The organism is Phenylobacterium sp. (genome assembly GCF_030697925.1).
Taxonomy (GTDB): domain Bacteria; phylum Pseudomonadota; class Alphaproteobacteria; order Caulobacterales; family Caulobacteraceae; genus Phenylobacterium.
In genome coordinates, this window is sequence record NZ_JAUYOJ010000185.1 from 51,646 (window position 1) to 70,063 (window position 18,418).

Sequence of the window (18,418 nt, forward strand, 5' to 3'; positions counted from 1 at the left end):
ATCAGTTGGATCGGCGCGTCTCGCCGCTGACGGTAAGGTGGCGCCCCGGCGATCATCCGATAAGTTGCGGAATTCGGAATGCACTGTGCGAAATGGTGAACAATGGCCCAGCTCGATCTCGGCGACCTCGACGCCTTCGCCGCCATCGCCCGCCACCGCAGCTTCCGCCGCGCCGCCGCGGCGCGTGGCGTCTCCCCCTCCAGCCTCAGCCAGACCCTGCGCGACCTGGAGGCCCGGCTGGGGGTGCGGCTGCTGAACCGCACCACCCGCAGCGTCGCGCCCACCGAGGCCGGGCAAAGATTGCTGGACCGCCTATCGCCGGCCTTGGCCGACATCGCCGCGGCCGTGGACCAGGTGACCGCCGCCCCAGGCCATCCGGCTGGCACGGTGCGGATCAACGCCCCCGAGCCTGCCGTGGAGCTGGTCCTGGCCCCCATGGTCGCGCCGTTCCTGGCCGCCCATCCGCAGGTGCGCCTGGAGATCGTCGCCCAGACCTCGTTCATCGACATCGTCGCCGAGGGCTTCGACGCCGGCGTGCGCTGGGACGAGAGCCTGGCCCGCGACATGATCGCCGTGTCGCTGGGTCCGCCGCAGCGCTTCACGGTGGTGGCCGCGCCCGAGGTGGTCGCCCGATATGGCCGACCCGAGGTTCCCGGCGACATGCTGGGCAAGCCCTGCATCCGCCAGCGCTTCCCCGGCGGGGTCGATGTGGCCTGGGAGTTCGAGCGGGACGGGGAGGTGGTGCGGATCGAGCCGGAGGGACCGCTGGTCTCCACCAGCATCCCGGTGCAGATGCGCGCGGCCCTGGAGGGCGTCGGCTTCTGGTCGACCTTCGAGGGCTATGTCCGCGAGCATGTCGCCGAGGGTCGGCTGGTGGCGGTGCTGGAGGACTGGCAAGAGAGCTTTCCCGGCCCCTTCCTCTACTATCCCAGTCGCCGGCAGATGCCCTCGGCCCTGAGGGCCTTCATCGACTTCGTGAAGGTCTGGAAGGCGGCCCCGACCTAGGCCGGCATCTCGCGCAGCTTGCGCCAGACGGTCATGCGCGAGACGCCCAGGCGCCGCGCGATCTCCACCGGCCCGACGCCGGCGGCCTGCAGGGCGCGGATGTCGTCGGCGGGGGCGCCGCGGCGGCGGCGATCGATCCAGGGCGGCTCCACCGAGGCCACGGCCTGAAGCGCCGCGTGCAGGGCCCGGCCGCCCTCGCCCTCTGAGGAGATGCTGGACTCGACCACGAACAGGTGGGCGCCGCGGTCCTCGAGCCGGCCCAGGACTTCGAGCAGTCCGCGGCTGGAGGCCGCCAGGTGGTTTAGGCGCGTGACCACCAACTGGTCGCCCGCGCCGATGAAGTCGAGGATCGACGTCAGCACCGCGGAGTCGTCGGCCATCGGGCCCGTAGGCTCCTCGGCCCGGACCACATGGCACCCCAGTTCCTTCAGTACCGCCGTGTCGTCCGACGATCGCGCGTCGCGCAGCCGTACATACCCGATCTTCAACATCCCACCGTCGCCCGTGTCAGCTCTGCGATGATTGAGCCGAAGGTCGCAAACCCGGTCCCCGGCGTCAAAGACAGCTATGTTAAATCGAAGCAATATTTCTTAGGTTGCCAGGGTTTGGTGAGAAATTCTGGCAAGTCTGAGGCGCCCCCGCGTGCCTAGGAGGCCGAACCTTGCGCGGGCCGGCGTAGGATGAATTCGCGATCCGTGGTCGAACCGACCTGGAAACCGTATTCGCCCGCGCGGACAAAACCGTGCCGCTCGTAGAATCGCTGCGCGCCGTGGTTCTCCGACCAGACCCCGATCCACAGGTCGCGCGGGCCATCGGCCAGCAGCCAGTCGACGGCCTGTGCGAACAACCGACGTCCGGTCCCGCCGTTCTGCCAGGACTTCAGCAGATAGAGGCGTTTCAGCTCGCCGCAGGCGGGTGTGACCTCGGGGTGAGGTAGGGTGCAGGGTCCGACCAGCGCATGGCCCACGACATCGCCGTCGACCTCGACCAGCCAGGTGGCCTTGGCGGGATCGGCCAGGTCGGCGCGGGCCCGCTCCACGTCGTAGACCTCGGCGAGGAAGACGGCCAGTTCGTCGGCCGGATAGAGGTGGCCGAACGTCTCGCTGAAGGTGCCGGCGCCGATGGCCGCGACAATCTCGGCCTCGTCGGGACGGGCGCGGCGGATTATGGGTTCCTGCATGCTGCTCGCTTCGATCTGCGGGGAAGGATGAGTCGCCGATGACCGTTGGGCTGTACACCCATCTCGACATGCTCGACCACCGTCCGGGCGAAGGCCATTACGAGCGGCCCGAACGGCTGAGCGCGGTGGTCGGCGCTTTGGACGACGCCAGCGACCTTCATCTGGACCGCCGCGAGGCCCCGCTGGTGGAAGCCGCCGACCTCGCCCGGGTGCATCTGGCCGACTATGTGGACGCCATCGTCGCCTCGGCGCCGACCACCGGGCGGTTGATGCTGGATGGCGACACCTTCATGTCCCCCGGCAGCCTGGCGGCGGCGCGACGCGCGGCCGGCGCGGTGGCCAGCGCCGTGCGTGACGTGGCCGCCGGGGACCTGCAGCGCGCCTTCTGCGCCGTACGCCCGCCCGGCCACCACGCCGAGCCGCACCTGCCCATGGGCTTCTGCATCTTCTCCAACGTGGCGGTCGCCGCGCGGGTGGCCCAGGCCGCGGGCCTGAAGCGCGTGGCGGTGGTCGATTTCGACGTCCACCACGGCAACGGCACCCAGGCCGCGCTCGGCGGCGTGGAGGACACCTTCTTCGTCTCCGTCCAGCAGTGGCCCATGTGGCCCGGCACCGGTCACCCGTCGGAGGCCGTTCCCGGCAATATCCGCAACGCCGTGGTGCCGCCCGGCGCCTCGCGGGAGGCCTGGCGCCAACAGTTCGAGGGCCTGATGACCCATGTGGACGCCTTCGCCCCGGACCTGATTCTGGTCTCCGCCGGCTTCGACGCCCACGCCCGCGACCCGATCGGCGACTCGACCCAGAACCTGGAGGCCGAGGATTTCGATTGGGCCACCAGGGCCATAGTCTCAGTCGCCAACGCCCACGCGAAAGGCCGGGTTGTGTCCTCGCTCGAGGGCGGCTACGACCTTGAGGCTCTGGGCCGCTCTGCGCTCGCGCATGTTCGGGCCTTGTCTTTGGGGTGAAGGGCGGAGCCGGGTCGCGCATTGCGCGGACAAGGGCTTTCAGATGACATGGCCGACGCTTTGACCGCCGACCCTCGATCCCTGCCCGCGAAACGCCCCGGCGCCATCATCCTGGCCCGCCACGGCGAACCCGCCCTGTCGCGCGATGTGGTCCTGACGGCCGGCGGCTACCGCGACTTCTGGGCCAAGTACGAGGAAATGGGCCTGCGTCCGGGCCAGACGCCGCCGACGGTGCTGATGGACCAGATCGCCTCCGCCGGGGCGGTGATCTCCTCGGTGCGCACCCGCTCGATCGAGAGCGCGATCGCCCTCTGCCGTGGCCGCGACTTCGTCCGCGACGAGATGTTCGTCGAAGCCCCCCTGCCGCCGCCCAACTGGCCGGGCTTCGTCAAGCTCGCCCCCAGGACCTGGGGCTTCCTCGCGCGCTTCTGGTGGTGGTTCTTCGATCACCATGAGGGCGGCGAGACCCGTCGCCAGGCCGAGGCTCGCGCCGATGAGGCCGCCTCGCGGATCGAGGCCCTGGCCGCCGACGGCGGCGACGTGGTGGTGCTGGCCCACGGCTTCTTCAATTTCATGGTCGGCCGCGCTCTGCGCCGGCGGGGCTGGAAGATGACCGCCAACCAGGGCTGGAAGTACTGGTCGACCCGGCGTTACGAGCGCCCCTGAGATCATCGTCGTTGCGGGGTTCCTCCGCCCTTACTAGGTTGCAGAGTTCCTCAAGGGATTTGGAATGGCCGAAGCCGCCGACATCGATGGGCTATCGTTCGAGCAGGCGCTCGCCGAGCTGGAGCGGATCGTCGGCCAGCTGGAGTCCGGCCAGGCGCCGCTCGAGGAGTCGGTGAAGCTCTACGAGCGCGGCGCGGCCCTGAAGGCCCATTGCGAGAAGCGGCTGGAGGCCGCGCGGCTGCAGGTCGAGAAGATCGTGGTGGGCGCGGGCGGTCAGGCGAGCGTCGAACCGGCCGAGTTCAACTAGGATGTCCCTGGCCCAACGCGTGGCCGAGGCGGCGGATCTCGTCACCGTGGCGTTGGACGAGCTGCTGCCCCGCGCCGAGGGGCCGGAATCGCGGCTGACCGAGGCCATGCGCTATGCGGCGCTGGGGCCTGGCAAGCGGCTGCGCACCTATTTCGCCATAGAGACCGGCAAGATGTTCGACCTGGCCGACCGGCCGGTGCTGCGCGCGGCCTGCGCCCTGGAATGCGTCCAGGCCTACAGCCTGATCCATGACGACCTGCCGGCCATGGACGACGACGACATACGCCGCGGCCGGCCGACCGTGCACAAGGCCTATGACGAGGCCACCGCCATCCTGGCCGGCGACGCCCTGCAGACCGTGGCCTTCGAGATCCTGGCCCATCCGGACACCCACAAGGACGGCAATGTCCGCGCCGAGATGGTGCTGAAGCTCGCCCAGGCGGCGGGCGCGCGCGGCATGTGCGGCGGCCAGATGATCGACATGCTGGGGGTGCGCGACGACCTGGGCGCCGTGGCCCGGATGCAGCGTCTGAAGACCGGCGCCCTGATCGCCGTGGCCTTCGAGCTGCCGCTGATCATGGCCCATTCCGGGGACGGCGAACGCCACGCCCTGATGGCCTTCGCCCAGGACCTGGGCCTGGCCTACCAGATTGTCGACGACCTGCTGGACGCCGAGGGCGAGAGCGCCACCCTGGGCAAGAAGGCCGGCAAGGACGCGGCCATGGGCAAGGCCAACTACGTGACCCTGCTGGGCGCCGAGGCGGCCCGCGAACGCCTGACCCTGTTGGCCGAACAGACCAAAGCGCACCTCGACCCCTTCGGTCCGCGGGCCGAATTCCTGCGGGCCAGCGTGGATTTCGTGCTAGAGCGCCGAAACTGATTTCATTGCAGCGTCTCCTGTAAAACATGCCGCCAGTCACGCCTCTGCTCGACAAGGTCTCGTTCCCCAAGGACACTCGCGGGTTCAACGCGGCCGAGCTTCGGCAACTCGCAGACGAGCTGCGCGCCGAGATGATCGACGCCGTCTCACAGACCGGCGGCCACTTCGGCGCGGGCCTGGGGGTGGTCGAGCTGACCGTCGCCCTGCACCACGTTTATGAGACCCCGGAAGACATCCTGATCTGGGATGTCGGCCACCAGGCCTATCCGCACAAGATCCTCACCGGTCGCCGCGATCGCATCCGCACCCTGCGCCAAGGCGGGGGGCTGTCGGGCTTCACCCGGCGCAGCGAGAGCGAATACGACCCCTTCGGCGCGGCCCACGCGGCCACCTCGATCTCCGCGGCGCTGGGCTTCTGCGCGGCTCGCGACGCGCACGGCAAGCACAACAGCGTCGTGGCCGTGATCGGCGACGGCTCGATGAGCGCGGGCATGGCCTATGAGGCCATGAACAACGCCTGCGAGACCACGGGCCAGCTCACCGTCATCCTCAACGACAACGACATGTCCATCGCCCCGCCGGTGGGCGGCATGAGCGCCTACCTGGCCCGCGTGGTCTCCGGCGGCGGCTACCAGTCGCTGCGCAATCTCGGCAAGTCGGTGGCCAAGGTGCTGCCGCGCCCCATGCGCGAGGCCGCCCGCAAGGCCGAGGAATACGCCCGCGGCATGGTCACGGGCGGCACCCTGTTCGAGGAGCTGGGCTTCTACTATGTCGGCCCCATCGACGGGCACGACCTGGACGCCCTGGTGCCGATCCTTAAGAACGTGCGGGAAATCAAGGACAAGCCGGTCCTGGTCCACGTGGTGACCCAGAAGGGCAAGGGTTACGCCCCCGCCGAGAGCGCCGACGACAAGCTGCATGCGGTGGTCAAGTTCGACGTGGTCACCGGCCTGCAGGCCAAGGCCGTCCCGGTCGCGCCGCACTACACCAAGGTCTTCGCCCAGGAGCTGATCAAGCAGGCCGAGCGCGACGACAAGATCGTGGCCATCACCGCGGCGATGGATTCCGGCACCGGCCTCGACCTGTTCGCCAAGCGCTTCCCCGACCGCACCTTCGACGTGGGCATCGCCGAGCAGCATGCGGTGACTTTCGCCGCGGGCCTCGCCGCCGACGGCATGAAGCCGTTTTGCGCCATCTATTCGACCTTCCTGCAGCGCGGTTACGACCAGGTGGTCCACGACGTGGCCATCCAGCGCCTGCCGGTGCGCTTCGCCATGGACCGGGCCGGACTGGTCGGGGCCGACGGCGCGACCCACGCGGGCTCCTTCGACATCGGCTTCATGGGCGCGCTTCCGGGCATGATCCTGATGGCCGCCGCCGACGAGGTGGAGCTGGCCCGGATGGTCGCCACCGCCGCTGTCATCGACGACCGGCCGAGCGCCTTCCGCTATCCGCGCGGCGAGGGCCTGGGACTAGCCCTGCCAGAGATCGCCGAGCCCCTGGAGATCGGCAAGGGCCGCATCGTCCGCGAGGGCACGGCGGTCGCCATCATCTCCTTCGGCGCCCGCCTGGCCGAAAGCCTCAAGGCCGCCGACCTGCTGGCCGCGCGCGGCCTGTCGGCCACGGTCTGCGACGCCCGTTTCGCCAAGCCCCTGGATATCGAGCTGATCCTGCGCCTGGCGCGGGAACATGAGGCCCTGATCACGGTCGAGGAAGGCGCCATGGGCGGCTTCGGCGCCTTCGTGCTTCAGGCCCTGGCCGAGCACGGCGCCCTGGACCGCGGCCTCAAGGTCCGCACGCTCAACCTGCCCGACGTCTTCCAGGACCACGACAAGCCCGACGCCATGTACGCCGAGGCCGGCCTCGACGCCGAGGGCATCGTCCGCGGCGCGCTCGCCGCGCTGGGCGTCGACAACGTCTCCGCCGCGGGCCGACGGGCCTAGCTACTTACAAGCGCCGAAGAACTTGCGCACCGCGCCCTTGGGCGCGGGCGGCGGGCTGATCGTCTCGCCCAGCGCGGTCACCGTGACCAGACCGGTCTTCCTGAACGCCGCCGCCATGGGCGCGAGTGTCGAGAACTCGGCGCCTGCAAGGGCGCCGCCGCGCAGGGGCTCGGCCCTGCCACGCAAGGTGACGGCAGCGGCCTCCGAGGCGACCGTCACGCTGGCGGGCTGGGGCGAGTTCACCGGCTTGTGGATCACGACGCCCAGTTCGACCTGGCCAGATTTGCGAACGCAGGTGAAGGCCAGCGGCTGGTCGTCGGTCTGTGGCGTCCCATAGCGCAACCATGCGTCAGCCTCCTTCGGCGTATCGACGCTCCAGACGCGGGTGTCCTGGGCCTGGGCGGCGGTGGCTGTGAGGGCGGAGATCAGGATCGTCGCGAGCTTCATGCGGCGAAGCTAGCACCGCGTCCGGGGCCGCATCTAGGCGGCGCGGCAGGTGGCGAGGAAGTTGCGGACCACCTGGCGCTCGTTGGCCCGGACCGGCAACTTGGCGCTCGAGCCGTCGCCGCCGATCGAGAGGTCGCCAGTTCTTGCGAAGTTCGCCAGGGTGGGGTTGGTGGCCGGGGTCTGAGCCTCGATCAGCGCCTCGCCCTCGGCCATGGCCGGGACGATCTGGCCGGGCAGGCGGGTGGTGCGGTCGTTCGACTTGAGCTCGATGGCGTGGGCCGGGCGGTTCTCCGGCGCCGCCACGGTGACCATGACCTCGCCCGAGCGGGCCTGGCAGGTCATCATCAGCAGCAGGTTGTCGCTGTCGGGCTCGCCGAAGGCCAGTTTCGCGCCCTCACCCTCGGCGTGATTCAGCGACCAGGCCATGGTCGCGGCGGTCGGCGACCCGGCCTGTTGGGCGCAAGCGGCCAGTAGGCAGAAAAGTCCCAGTCCGGCGATCGTACGGCGACGCATGACGACGCTCCCTTTGCATAGGAAACGTCGCCCCGAACCGAAACGATCCGTTTCGGGGTCAGAACGGGGTGAAACGCTCGATCAGGGACTGCCCCGCCGGGGTCTTCTGCACGCGGCTGATGTCGCCGCGGCCGCCGTAGCTGATGCGGGCTTCGGCGATCTGGGTGTGGCGGATGGTGTTGGCGGAGGTGATGTCCTCCGGCCGCACGATCCCGGCGACGGTGAGCTGGCGCAGCTCGGCGTTGGTGCGCACCTCCTGGGTGCCCTGAATCACCATGTTGCCGTTGGGCAGGACATTGGTCACCACCGCGGCCACCGTCAGGGAGATCTTCTCCGAGCGGGTCACCGCCCCGGTCCCCTGGTTGTTGGTGGTGGAGTTGGTGTTGATGGCGTTGGCCGGGTCGAAGCCGCCCGGCAGGAACCGGCCGAGGCTCGATTCCAGGCCCAGGAGGTTGTCCACCCCGGCGCTCATGCCCGAGGTCCGCGAGCTGTTCGAGGCATTGGAGGTCTGGGCCGAGTCGTTGATGTCGATCTGGACGGTCAGGATGTCGCCCACGCGGTTGGCCCGCTGGTCGATGAAGAAGGCGCGGGCCCCTGTGCGCCACAGGGAGTTGGCCGAGGCCGCCTGGGGCATGGGTTGGGTGGCCGAGACGAAGGTCGGCTGCTCGCGTCCGACCAGCTGCGAGGGATAGCCGACCGGGGCGAGCTCGGGGCCTTTCACGGCCTCCACCACGGTGGAGCAGGCGGCCAGCGGGGCCAGGGCGATGAGGGCGAGGACGGGAAGGCGCATGGGATGAAGGCTCACTAGCGAAGCGCGATTTGGGTGCGGCGGGCGGAGCGAAGCTGGTCGGCGGCGGGGCCGACGAGCGCCTGGCCGGGCCCGCTGGCCACGGCCTGGATCATCTTCTTGGAGGTGGTGTTCTGGACGCTCAGGGCCTCGCCCTGACTGGCGGCGGTCATCGCCTTGCCCTGCAGGGCCAGCGAGACGCCGTCGTTCTCGTAGAGCACGGTGATCAGCTCGCCGGCCTTGATCACCAGTGGCGCGGAGACGTCGCGGGCGGAGACCGCCGCCCCGGCCCGCAGGGGGCGCTTGGCGGCCAGGCCGATGATCGCCTCGGCGTCGCTGGGCGCGTCGTTGGGAGCCGCCGCGGCCTTGCCCCAGACCAGGTCCTGCGGCTGGACGATCTCGCCGGCCGAGAGGCTGCGGGCATAGGTCAGGACCTCGATATTGCCGCGGGCGGCCGAAGCCGTCGCGCCGGGCGAGCCGCCGCGGACCACGATGCGGCGGATGCCCTCGGCGTTGGCCCAGGCCAGGCCGTTGCGCCGGGCCAGGCCCTGCACAGCCCCGGCGTCCAGCACCGTGGAGGCGCCGGGCTTGGCCGCGACCTGGACCTTGCCAGCCGCGCCGGCGTCTTCGAACAGGTCGCCCAGCGTGACCATGCCGTCGTCGTCCAGGACCTCGGCCCTCAAGGTGACGCTGGTGGCGGCGAGGGCCGGGCCGGCGATCAGCCAGGCGACGGAGGCGGCGATGAGCAGGGCGCGGGTCATGATCAGGACCGGATGTTGCTGGCGGTGCGCAGCATTTCGTCGGCCGAGGTGATGACCTTGGAGTTCATCTCATAGGCGCGCTGGGCGACGATCAGGGCGGTGATCTCGCTCACCGCGTCGACATTGGAGGCTTCCGTGTAGCCCTGGCTGAGCGTGCCGATGCCGTCATTGCCCGGCGTGCCGGTGGTGGCCGCGCCCGAGGCGGCGGTCTCCAACAGCAGGTTGTCGCCGATGGCGTCCAGGCCGCCCTCGTTGACGAAGGTGGCGAGCTCGATATTGCCGATCACCTCCGGCTCGGTCTGGCCGGCGCGGATCGCCTGGACCTGGCCGCTCTTGGAGATCGCGATGTCGGTGGCGTCGCCGGGGATCGTGATGGCCGGCTGGATCAGGTAGCCGTCCTCGGTCACCAGCTGGCCCTGGTCGTTGGTCGAGAGGTTGCCGGCCCGCGTGTAGGCGGTCTCGCCCGCCGGCATCAGCACCTGGAAATAGCCGCGGCCGGAGATGGCGATGTCGAGCTTGTTGCCCGTCGCGGTCATCGTGCCCTGCTCGGTGATCCGGTAGACGGAGCCGGCCTTCACGCCGCCGCCGACCTGCACCCCGGTGGGCACGACATTGCCCTGGTCGGAGGACTGGGCGCCGGCCCGTTCCAGGGTCTGGTAGAGCAGGTCCTGGAACTCCGCGCGCTGCTTCTTGAAGCCCACGGTGTTCATGTTGGCGATGTTGTTGGAGATGACCTCAACATTCAGCTGTTGGGCGGCCATGCCGGTGGCGGCGGTGCGAAGCGCTTGCATCGACTAGACCTTCTTTAGTTCAGCTTGCCCATCCGCTCGATCGAGCGGCGGGAGAGTTCAGCATTGGCGTCCATCATCTTGGCCATCGACTCATAGGCCCGGGTGACCTCGATCATCCGGGTGATCTCGGTGATCGGCTTGACGTTCGAGCCCTCCAGCATGCCCTGACGGACGCGGGCGTCCGGGGCGGCCTGGGGCTGGTCGTTGGAGGTGTTGCGGTAGAGGTTGTCGCCGACCTTCTCGAGCACCGAGAGCTGGTCGAAGCGGGCCACGCCCACCTTGCCGACGATCTCCTCGCCCTGGCTGACGGTGCCGTCGGGGGCGATGGTGACAGCCCCCTTTTTCGGATCGATCACCAGCTCGCCGCCGTCGCCGAGCACGGCCAGGCCGTCCTGGGTGACCAGCTTGCCGGCCTCGTCCAGGCGGAAGCGGCCATCGCGGGTGTACTGCTCGCCCTCGGCGGTGGAGACCTTGAAGAACCCGTCGCCCTCGACGCCCAGGTCGAAGGTCCCGCCGGTCATCCGCAGGGTCCCTTGGCGGAAGTCGCGGCCCACGCCGCGGTCAAGAACGAACTTCACCGGACGGGGACCTTGCGCGGTCACCGCCGGCGACATGGGTTCGGTTTCCACCAGCAGGCTCTCGACCTTGAAACCGGTGGTGTCGGCGTTGGCGATATTGTTGGCCACGATGTCCATTTCGCGGCGCAGCGTCATCTGCCGCGACAGTCCGACGTAGAGGGCGTTATCCATCGAAAGCGGGCCTTAACCTGCGTCACTTTTCCCAGCCATCCCGCTGCAAACTTCGGGCCAACCCGAAACATCAGCAATTTCAATAAGAAACAAAGTTAACGCGGGCCGATCGGCGGATTCTGCCGGGCAGGATTCGTGGCGCGTTAACACCAGTTAAAAACCGATCCTTAACCATGGTCGGGCGATGAGACGGGGATAAGATTCTAAGGAGCGCGCACGCGTGGCCAAGGACAAGGTCAAGGAAGCCCCCGAAGGGGACGTCGCCGAGGGCGAAGAAGGCGAAGGCGCGCCTGCCAAGAAGAAGATCCCGCTCAAGTTCCTGATCATCGGCGGCGTGGCCGCCGTGCTGGTCCTGGGCGGCGGCGGGACCGCCGGTTTCATGCTGCTCAAGCCCAAGCCGGACGAGGCGCACGCGGGCAAGGAAAAGAAGAAAGAGAAAGAAAAGAAGGGCGACAAGAAGGAAGGCGAGAAGCTCGCGGGCGAGGTCCGCGAAGGACCCGACGGCATCCTGTTCTACACCATGCCCAATGTGGTGGTGAACATGCAGACCGCCGACGGCCGCGCCACCTTCCTGAAGCTGAAGCTCACCCTGGAAGTGCCCGACCAGGAGACGGTCGACCTGCTGGAGCCGAACATGCCCAGGCTGCAGGACATGTTCCAGACCTTCCTGCGCGAGCTGCGCCCCGAGGATCTGCAGGGGTCCCAAGGGTCCTACCAGCTACGCATGGAGATCCAACGTCGGGTGAACCTGGTGATCGCGCCGTCGAAGGTGAACGCCGTCCTGATCGAGGAGATGCTGATCAACTAGGCCCCGCAGGCCTGGTCGACGCGCAACCATGGACGAAGAACCGCAAATCATCGGGGGCATGCAGGGCGGGATAAACCCCGACGATCCCTCGACATGGGAGAACCCCGACGCCCAGGTCGAAGGCCTGATCGGCGCCGAGCGGATCCTGAACCAGGACGAGATAGACAGCCTGCTGGGCTTCGACCTCTCCGACGAGGAGGCCGCCGAGCGATCGGGCATCCGGGCGATCATCAACTCGGCCCTGGTCTCCTACGAGCGCCTGCCGATGCTGGAGATCGTCTTCGACCGCCTGGTGCGGTTGATGACGACCAGCCTGCGGAACTTCACCTCCGACAACGTCGAGGTCAGCCTCGACAACATCTCGTCGATCCGCTTCGGCGACTACCTGAACTCGATCCCGCTGCCGGCCATCCTCTCGGTGTTCAAGGCCGAGGAGCTGGAGAACTACGGCCTGCTGACGGTCGACTCCAACCTGATCTATTCGATCGTCGACGTGCTGCTCGGCGGCCGTCGCGGCACCGCGGCCATGCGCATCGAGGGCCGCCCCTACACCACCATCGAGCGCGTGCTGGTCCAGCGGATGGTCGAGGTCGTCCTGGCCGACGCCAAGCAGGCCTTCGAGCCCCTGACCCCGGTGACCTTCACCCTCGATCGCCTCGAGACCAACCCGCGTTTCGCCGCCATCGCCCGGCCCGCAAACGCCGCCATCCTGGTGAAGCTGCGGATCGACATGGAAGACCGGGGCGGGCGCATCGAGCTGCTGCTGCCCTACGCCACACTCGAGCCCATCCGGAAGATGCTGCTTCAGCAGTTCATGGGCGAGAAGTTCGGCCGCGACAACATCTGGGAAGGCCACCTGGCCACCGAACTCTGGACCACCCAGATGGAGGTCCGCGCCGTGCTCGACGAACAGCAGCTCAGCCTGCGCGAGGTCCTCGATTTCAAGGTCGGCGACACCCTCATGCTGAACGCCACGCCCGACAGCCAGATCGAGCTGCGCGCCGGTTCGATCCCCCTGACCCGCGGCCGCATGGGCCGCCGCAACCATCACATCGCCGTCCGCGTCGACAGTCCGCTGTCGCCCCACGCCAAAAAAGCCATCTCGAGGGTCAAATGAGCATCATCGCCATCGGCATGAACCTGATGCTGGCCGGTCTGCTGACCGCGGCCCTGTTGATGGGCTATCGGCTCAACGGCCGCCTGAAGGCCCTGCGCGACAGCCATGACGGCTTCGCCAAGGCCGTAGGCGAGCTGGACGCCGCCGCCGCCCGCGCCGAGCAGGGCCTGGCCGACCTGCGCGCCGCCACCGACGAGGCGCACGACGCGCTGGCCGACCGCATCGCCAAGGCCCGCGAGCTGACCGCCAAGCTGGACCGCCAGCTCCAGGCCGCCCCGCAGGCATCGGCTCGCGTCGAGCCGATGCGCGGCCGCGAGCGCGACCGCGAGGACCTGGAACTGGGCGATGTGGAGCGCGTCACCCACCGGCTGGGGTCGCTGCTCTCCGCCGCGCGCGAGCCGCGGCCCGAACGCGCCGCCCGCCGTGAGCTGGCGCCGGCGCGCGAACGCCCCCGCTTCGACGACGATCTGTTCGACACGGACAACGAGCCGATGCGCGCCGGAGGCCGTCGATGAGGAACATGCCCCGCATCCTGCCCCTGATCGGCGTCGCCATCGCCGGCGTGATGGGAATCAACGCGCTGGCGGGCGCCGAGTCGCTGCCGGACCTGGTGTCCGGCGCGCGCGCCTTCGCGGAAGAAGCCGCCAAGGGTCCCAAGGAAAAGCCGTCGAAAGACGAGATGAAGGCCGAGACCGGCCTGGCCAAGGACGCCGCGGGCAAGGTGGCCCTGCCGCCCGCCGCCAAGCCCCCGGCCGTCTGCGCGCCCACCGCCGCGGAGCTGGCCAAGGAGGCCGGCCTCTCGCCCGCCGAGCTGCAGGTGCTGCAAAGCCTGGGCGCGCGCCGCGGCCAGCTGGACAAGCGCGAGCAGGAATTCGACGTGCAGCTGGCCCTGATGGCCGCCGCCGAGGCCAAGCTCGACGCCAAGATGAAGGCCCTGACCGGACTGAAGGGCGACATCCAGGGCCTGATGGTCCAGGCCAACGGCAAGGAGCAGGCCGAGATCGACCGCCTGGTGAAGGTGTTCGAGACCATGAAGGCCAAGGACGCCGCGCCCCGCCTTGTGGGGCTAGACGACGCCGTGCGCGTGCCCATCGCCGCCAAGATGAAGGAGCGCTCGCTGGCGCCCATCCTGGCCGCCATGCCGCCGGCCGAGGCGCGCAAGCTGACCGAACTGCTGGCCCGCCGCTTCAGCGACGTGAAGAAGGTGGCCGAGGCCGCCAACGCCACCGCCGACGCGGCCGCCGCCAAGGCGCCCGCCAAGCCCGTCGCCCAGGCCGCGGCTCCCAAGGCCACCGCGCCGGCGCCCAAGGCCGGATAGGGCCGTGGGTCTGCGCCACGCCCTTCGCTCGACGGTGGCGGCGATCGCCATCGCGGGCGTCGTCGCGCCTCCGGGCCTGGCGGCGCCGGCCAAGGCCGTGGCTCCGCGCGGGCCGCTGGACGTGCACGTGGCCCAGGCGCGGGACTTTTCGCGCATCGAGTTCCACTGGTCGGGCGGCGCCCGCGCGGTCAGCCGCCGCGACGGCCAGAAGCTGATCCTCAAGTTCAACCGTGACGCCAATCCGGACATCGCCCGCCTGCGGGTCGATCCGCCGCGCTGGCTGAAGACCGCCGAGGCCAGGCGCTCGGCCGGCGGCGGCTTGGAGCTTGTGCTGACCCTGGCCGACAACGCCGACGCCAAGGTCGGCGTCGACGGCGGCGCCACCTACGTCAACCTGTTCGAGAAGCCGCCCGCCCCGGTGGCCGAGGCCGCCCCGGCCGAGGTCGCGCAGGCCGAGGCCCCACCCGAGCCGCCCCGCGCCAACCCGGTCCCGGCCGGCGGCGTGGTCCGCATGGAGGCCAAGGTCGCCAACGGCCAGGTGAGCTTCAGCTTCCCCTGGGCCAATCCCAACGGCGCGGCCGTGTTCCGCCGCGGCGACGCCATCTGGGTGGTGTTCGACGCCCCGGCCAAGCTGGACGTCTCCAGCGCCCCGCGCGGCCTGCGCCACTTCACCGGCATGCAGGCCATGACCGGGACCAGCTATTCGGCGGTGCGCATCGCCACCCCGGCTTCCACCCCGTTCTTCGCCGCCAGCCAGGGCGCGGTCTGGACCGTCACGCTCGGTCCCGGCGCTCAGGGTCAGCAGGCCAGCCTGGTGCGTATCGCCCGCGACCAGGCCGGCGGCCCCGCGGGCCTGAAGGCCGCGGTGGCCGGGATCACCGGGACCTTGGTGGTGTCCGATCCCGTCGTCGGCGACAGCCTGCAGGTCGTGACCGCGCTCGGCCCCGCCAAGGGGCTGCCCTCGCGCCGCGAGTTCGTGCAGATGGCCCTGCTGCCTTCGGCCCAGGGCCTGGCGGTGGAATCTTACGTCGAGGACCTGTCGGTCAGCCGCAGCGGCGACCTGGTCCATATCGGCCGTCCCCAGGGCCTGGCCCTGTCGCCGGCCGCGGCCGGGGCCGAGCGGGTCGAGTCCGTGATGGGCGCTCCACAGCAGGCCAGCATGCCCGGCCTGATCGACGCCACCTGGAGCAAGACCGGTTCCGGCGGCTTCCTGGCCCGCTACAACGCCCTGCTCTCAGCCTCCAACGAGGAGGCTGCCAAGGGCACGGACGCCCCATTGGCCGCGCGCATGGCGCTCGCTCGGTTCCTGGTCGGCTCGGAGCTGTCGTTCGAGGCCATCGGGGTGCTCAACGACGCGGTGCGCCGCCATCCGGCCCTGGCCGACGATCCCGAGTTCCGCGGCCTGCGCGGCATCGCCCGGGTCATGGCGCGGCGCTACAAGGAAGCCCAGGCCGACTTCTCCGCCCCGATCCTGTCCGACGATCCCTCCAGCGCGCTCTGGCGCTCCTATATCGCCACCCAGCTCGCCCAGTGGCCGGAGGCGCGCGCCCAGTTCGCCGCCGGCGCCGAGGCCTTCAACCAGTTCTCGCCCACCTGGAAGGCGCGCTTCGCCCGCTCCGACGCCCAGGCCGCGCTGCAGCTCGGCGACCTCAACGGCGCGGAGGGCCGCGTCCGGCTGGCCCTGATGGACAAGACCGAACCGCTGGAGGAACTTGCCACCCGCCTGGTCCAGGCCCAGGTGGTCGAGGCGCTCGGCCACACCGACCGCGCCCTGCGGATTTACGCGGCCGTCGCCGGCGCGCCGATCGAGAGCCTGTCGGCGCCGGCCCTGCTGCACGCCACCCAGATCCGCCTCGACACCGGCAAGATCACCCCGCTGCAGGCGGCCAACGTGTTCGACGGCCTGCGCTACCGCTGGCGCGGCGACGCCACGGAGCTGGAGACCATTCGCGCACTCGGTCAGCTCTATCTGAACCAGGGTCGCTATCGCGAGGCGCTGGAGGCGCTGCGCTCGGCCGGCCAGCGGCTGCCCGATCTGCCGGCCGCCCTGCAGCTGCAGTCCGACCTGGCCGCGGCCTTCCGCGCCCTGTTCCTGGACGGCGCCGCCGACGGGCTGGAGCCGATTCAGGCCCTGGCCCTGTTCTTCGACTTCAAGGAGCTGACGCCGCTGGGCGCCGACGGCGACCTGATGGTCCGCAAGCTGGTCCGCCGGTTGGTCGACGTCGACCTGCTGGACCAGGCCGCCCAACTGCTTTCCTATCAGGCCGAGAACCGCCTGGACGGCGTGCCGCGCGCCCAGGTGGCCACCGACCTCGCCCTCATTTACCTGATGGATCGCAAGCCCGAGAAGGCCATGCAGGCCATCAACGGCTCGCGCACCACCATCCTGCCGACCTCGCTCAACAACGAGCGCCGCCTGATGGAAGCTCGCGCCCTGTTGGGCCTGGGCCGTCTCGACCACGCCCTGGAGGTGATCGAGCGCGACGCCTCGCGCGAGGCCAGCGATCTCCGCGCCGAGGTGATCTGGAAACAGAAGGACTGGCCAGCCGCCGGCGCCCAGTTCGAGAAGAGCCTGGGCGACCGCTGGAAACAGCCCGGCGCCCTCACCAGTGAGGAAGAGGGCAAGCTGCTGCGCGCCGGCGTCGCCTTCAGCCTGGCCGGGGATGAAGCCGCGCTCGACCGCCTGAACCAGCGCTACGGCGGCTTCTACGACCAGGCCCGCAATCCCGAAGCCCTGCGCGTGGCCCTGACCGGCGTGCAGTCGGGCCGCCTGAACGTCGCCGACTTCGGCCGGGTGACCGCCGACAACGAGGCCTTCTCGGGCTGGGTCGACAAGATGAAGGTCCGCTTCCGGCAGAAGCCTGGCCCCACGGGCGGCGCCAAGCAGCCCGCCCCCACGCCCAAGCAGGCGGCTGCGACCACGGCGGCTAAGGGCTAAAGTCCCCCTCAGTCAGCTTCGCTGACAGCTCCCCCAGAGGGGGGCATCTAAGAGGTCTTGGATCCTCCCCCAGCGCGGAGCGCGATTTGGGGGAGGTGGCGCGTCGCCTTCTTCGGCGACGCGACGGAGGGGGTCTTCACCCCCCCCCCGCCCCCCGCTGGAAGCTCTCGACCAGGCTGCCCGCCACCAGCCGCCAGCCGTCCACCAGGACGAAGAAGATCAGCTTGAAGGGCAGGGACACCACCACCGGCGGCAGCATCATCATACCCATGCTCATCAGCACGCTGGCCACCACCAGGTCGATGACCAGGAAGGGGATGAACAGCAGGAAGCCGATCTCGAAGGCGCGCTTCAGTTCCGAGATCATGAAGGCTGGCGTCACCACCTGCAGCGGGGTCTCGGCGATGGTGGCCGGCCGCTCGATCTTGGAGAGGCGAATGAACAGGGCCAGGTCCTCGCGGTCCACCTGGCTCAGCATGAAGGTCTTCACCGGGGCGCTGGCCGCGTCGAAGGCCGCCGGGATCTCCATCTGCTGGTCCATCAGGGGCTTGATCCCCTCGTCATAGGACCGCTGCAGGGTCGGGCCCATGACGATGGCCGTCAGGAACAGCGCTAGGCTGATCAACACGGCGTTGGGCGGGCTCTGCTGCAGGCCGAGCGCCGTGCGCAGCAAGCCCAGCACCACCACGATCCGCACGAAGGACGTGGTCATGATGACGATCGACGGGGCCAGGGACAGCACCGTCAGCAGGCCCATGAGCTGGACCACCCGCTCGGTGAGGCCGGCGCCGGTGCCAAGGTCGATGTTCACCGCCTGGGCGGCCGCCGCGGCCGGGAAGATCAGCGTGACCAGGGTCGCCAGGACCGACAGGCCCGCGGCGCGACGCCAGTCGGCGGCCTTGAGATGGAACAGGGCGGAGAAGAGCTTGCGCATCAGGCCGCCGTCTTGGGTTTGCGCTGACCAGGGACCGGCGGCAGCACCTGGCCCTCGCCCAGCAGCAGCAGGCGCTCCTGGCCGTCGAACGAGACCACCACCAGCCGCCGGGAGGGGTCGAGCACCAGGCTCTCCACGATGGCCAGCCGCCGCGCCTTGCGGGTCGGCGAGAACCGCGCGAGCGCGTCGGGCCCGAAGCGCCGCAACGCCACGGCGGCCATGCCCACCAACCCCAAGGTCAGGACGAGCGCGAAGACCGCGCGGACGAAGTCGGCGAATTCCATCGGGGAGGGCGGGTCCGAAGACGAG

At 69.7% G+C, this 18,418-nt stretch carries 21 protein-coding genes; 11 read left to right on the top strand and 10 right to left on the bottom strand.

The annotated features are described in order from the left end of the window. Positions 1 to 102 precede the first annotated feature (102 nt). Complete coding sequence (locus Q8Q88_RS17965; RefSeq protein ID WP_305676555.1) at positions 103 to 1,005, top strand: LysR family transcriptional regulator; 903 nt, start codon at positions 103 to 105, stop codon at positions 1,003 to 1,005. Here Q8Q88_RS17965 and Q8Q88_RS17970 read toward each other — a convergent pair. Continuing rightward, positions 1,002 to 1,496 (bottom strand): recombinase family protein, encoded by a 495-nt coding sequence (locus tag Q8Q88_RS17970; RefSeq protein WP_305676556.1) that lies wholly within the window; start codon positions 1,494 to 1,496, stop codon positions 1,002 to 1,004. The genes Q8Q88_RS17965 and Q8Q88_RS17970 overlap by 4 nt on opposite strands. 155 nt (positions 1,497 to 1,651) lie before the next feature. Then, a complete protein-coding gene (locus Q8Q88_RS17975; RefSeq protein ID WP_305676557.1) occupies positions 1,652 to 2,185 on the bottom strand; it encodes a GNAT family N-acetyltransferase in 534 nt (177 codons plus the stop codon). A gap of 38 nt (positions 2,186 to 2,223) precedes the next feature. On the opposite strand from Q8Q88_RS17975, the gene Q8Q88_RS17980 reads away from it, so the two are divergent. The 5 genes from Q8Q88_RS17980 (at position 2,224) to dxs (ending at position 6,946) form a co-directional block, all read left to right on the top strand. Continuing rightward, positions 2,224 to 3,150 (top strand): histone deacetylase family protein, encoded by a 927-nt coding sequence (locus tag Q8Q88_RS17980; protein ID WP_305676558.1) that lies wholly within the window; start codon positions 2,224 to 2,226, stop codon positions 3,148 to 3,150. Positions 3,151 to 3,198: 48 nt separating this feature from the next. Then, a complete protein-coding gene (locus Q8Q88_RS17985) occupies positions 3,199 to 3,816 on the top strand; it encodes a histidine phosphatase family protein (RefSeq protein ID WP_305676559.1) in 618 nt (205 codons plus the stop codon). A gap of 64 nt (positions 3,817 to 3,880) precedes the next feature. After that, complete coding sequence (locus Q8Q88_RS17990) at positions 3,881 to 4,123, top strand: exodeoxyribonuclease VII small subunit (RefSeq protein WP_305676560.1); 243 nt, start codon at positions 3,881 to 3,883, stop codon at positions 4,121 to 4,123. A gap of 1 nt (position 4,124) precedes the next feature. After that, a complete protein-coding gene (locus tag Q8Q88_RS17995; RefSeq protein WP_305676561.1) occupies positions 4,125 to 5,003 on the top strand; it encodes a polyprenyl synthetase family protein in 879 nt (292 codons plus the stop codon). Positions 5,004 to 5,029: 26 nt separating this feature from the next. Then, the gene (gene dxs, locus Q8Q88_RS18000) at positions 5,030 to 6,946 is read left to right on the top strand and encodes a 1-deoxy-D-xylulose-5-phosphate synthase (RefSeq protein ID WP_305676562.1); all 1,917 of its coding nucleotides are present in this window, start codon (positions 5,030 to 5,032) and stop codon (positions 6,944 to 6,946) included. On the opposite strand, the gene Q8Q88_RS18005 is transcribed toward dxs, so the two are convergent. Genes Q8Q88_RS18005 through flgF form a run of 6 tightly spaced genes read right to left on the bottom strand, consistent with a single transcriptional unit; the run spans position 6,947 to position 10,994 of the window. Continuing rightward, entirely contained in the window at positions 6,947 to 7,393 is a 447-nt protein-coding gene (locus tag Q8Q88_RS18005; protein WP_305676563.1) for a hypothetical protein, read from the bottom strand. Positions 7,394 to 7,426: 33 nt separating this feature from the next. Next, complete coding sequence (locus tag Q8Q88_RS18010; protein ID WP_305676564.1) at positions 7,427 to 7,906, bottom strand: hypothetical protein; 480 nt, start codon at positions 7,904 to 7,906, stop codon at positions 7,427 to 7,429. A 58-nt stretch (positions 7,907 to 7,964) separates the two neighbouring features. Continuing rightward, on the bottom strand, positions 7,965 to 8,696 hold the full coding sequence (flgH, locus tag Q8Q88_RS18015; protein ID WP_305676565.1) for a flagellar basal body L-ring protein FlgH: 732 nt from the start codon (positions 8,694 to 8,696) through the stop codon (positions 7,965 to 7,967). A gap of 14 nt (positions 8,697 to 8,710) precedes the next feature. Beyond that, positions 8,711 to 9,454, bottom strand: a complete 744-nt coding sequence (flgA, locus tag Q8Q88_RS18020; protein WP_305676566.1) for a flagellar basal body P-ring formation chaperone FlgA — start codon at positions 9,452 to 9,454, stop codon at positions 8,711 to 8,713. A gap of 2 nt (positions 9,455 to 9,456) precedes the next feature. Further along, on the bottom strand, positions 9,457 to 10,245 hold the full coding sequence (gene flgG / locus Q8Q88_RS18025) for a flagellar basal-body rod protein FlgG (RefSeq protein ID WP_305676567.1): 789 nt from the start codon (positions 10,243 to 10,245) through the stop codon (positions 9,457 to 9,459). A 14-nt stretch (positions 10,246 to 10,259) separates the two neighbouring features. Continuing rightward, positions 10,260 to 10,994, bottom strand: coding sequence for a flagellar basal-body rod protein FlgF (gene flgF / locus Q8Q88_RS18030; RefSeq protein ID WP_305676568.1), 735 nt, complete (start codon positions 10,992 to 10,994; stop codon positions 10,260 to 10,262). A 220-nt stretch (positions 10,995 to 11,214) separates the two neighbouring features. Here flgF and Q8Q88_RS18035 point away from each other — a divergent pair, with 220 nt between their 5' ends. Genes Q8Q88_RS18035 through Q8Q88_RS18055 form a run of 5 tightly spaced genes read left to right on the top strand, consistent with a single transcriptional unit; the run spans position 11,215 to position 17,175 of the window. Then, complete coding sequence (locus Q8Q88_RS18035; RefSeq protein ID WP_305676569.1) at positions 11,215 to 11,802, top strand: flagellar basal body-associated FliL family protein; 588 nt, start codon at positions 11,215 to 11,217, stop codon at positions 11,800 to 11,802. Between the two features lie 28 nt (positions 11,803 to 11,830). Continuing rightward, complete coding sequence (gene fliM / locus Q8Q88_RS18040; protein WP_371129874.1) at positions 11,831 to 12,919, top strand: flagellar motor switch protein FliM; 1,089 nt, start codon at positions 11,831 to 11,833, stop codon at positions 12,917 to 12,919. After that, positions 12,916 to 13,434 (top strand): DUF6468 domain-containing protein, encoded by a 519-nt coding sequence (locus Q8Q88_RS18045; protein WP_305676570.1) that lies wholly within the window; start codon positions 12,916 to 12,918, stop codon positions 13,432 to 13,434. Before fliM ends, Q8Q88_RS18045 begins: the two co-directional genes overlap by 4 nt. Continuing rightward, a complete protein-coding gene (locus Q8Q88_RS18050; RefSeq protein ID WP_305676571.1) occupies positions 13,431 to 14,237 on the top strand; it encodes a MotE family protein in 807 nt (268 codons plus the stop codon). The genes Q8Q88_RS18045 and Q8Q88_RS18050 overlap by 4 nt, the downstream gene beginning before the upstream one ends. Positions 14,238 to 14,241: 4 nt before the next feature. Further along, positions 14,242 to 17,175, top strand: coding sequence for a tetratricopeptide repeat protein (locus Q8Q88_RS18055; RefSeq protein ID WP_305676572.1), 2,934 nt, complete (start codon positions 14,242 to 14,244; stop codon positions 17,173 to 17,175). A gap of 136 nt (positions 17,176 to 17,311) precedes the next feature. Here Q8Q88_RS18055 and fliP read toward each other — a convergent pair whose 3' ends face one another. Continuing rightward, positions 17,312 to 18,109 carry a flagellar type III secretion system pore protein FliP gene (gene fliP / locus Q8Q88_RS18060; RefSeq protein WP_371129875.1) on the bottom strand — a complete coding sequence of 266 codons (798 nt, stop codon included), beginning with the start codon at positions 18,107 to 18,109 and terminating at the stop codon, positions 17,312 to 17,314. Continuing rightward, positions 18,109 to 18,393 (bottom strand): flagellar biosynthetic protein FliO, encoded by a 285-nt coding sequence (locus Q8Q88_RS18065; protein WP_305676573.1) that lies wholly within the window; start codon positions 18,391 to 18,393, stop codon positions 18,109 to 18,111. Before Q8Q88_RS18065 ends, fliP begins: the two co-directional genes overlap by 1 nt. Positions 18,394 to 18,418: the final 25 nt, after the last annotated feature.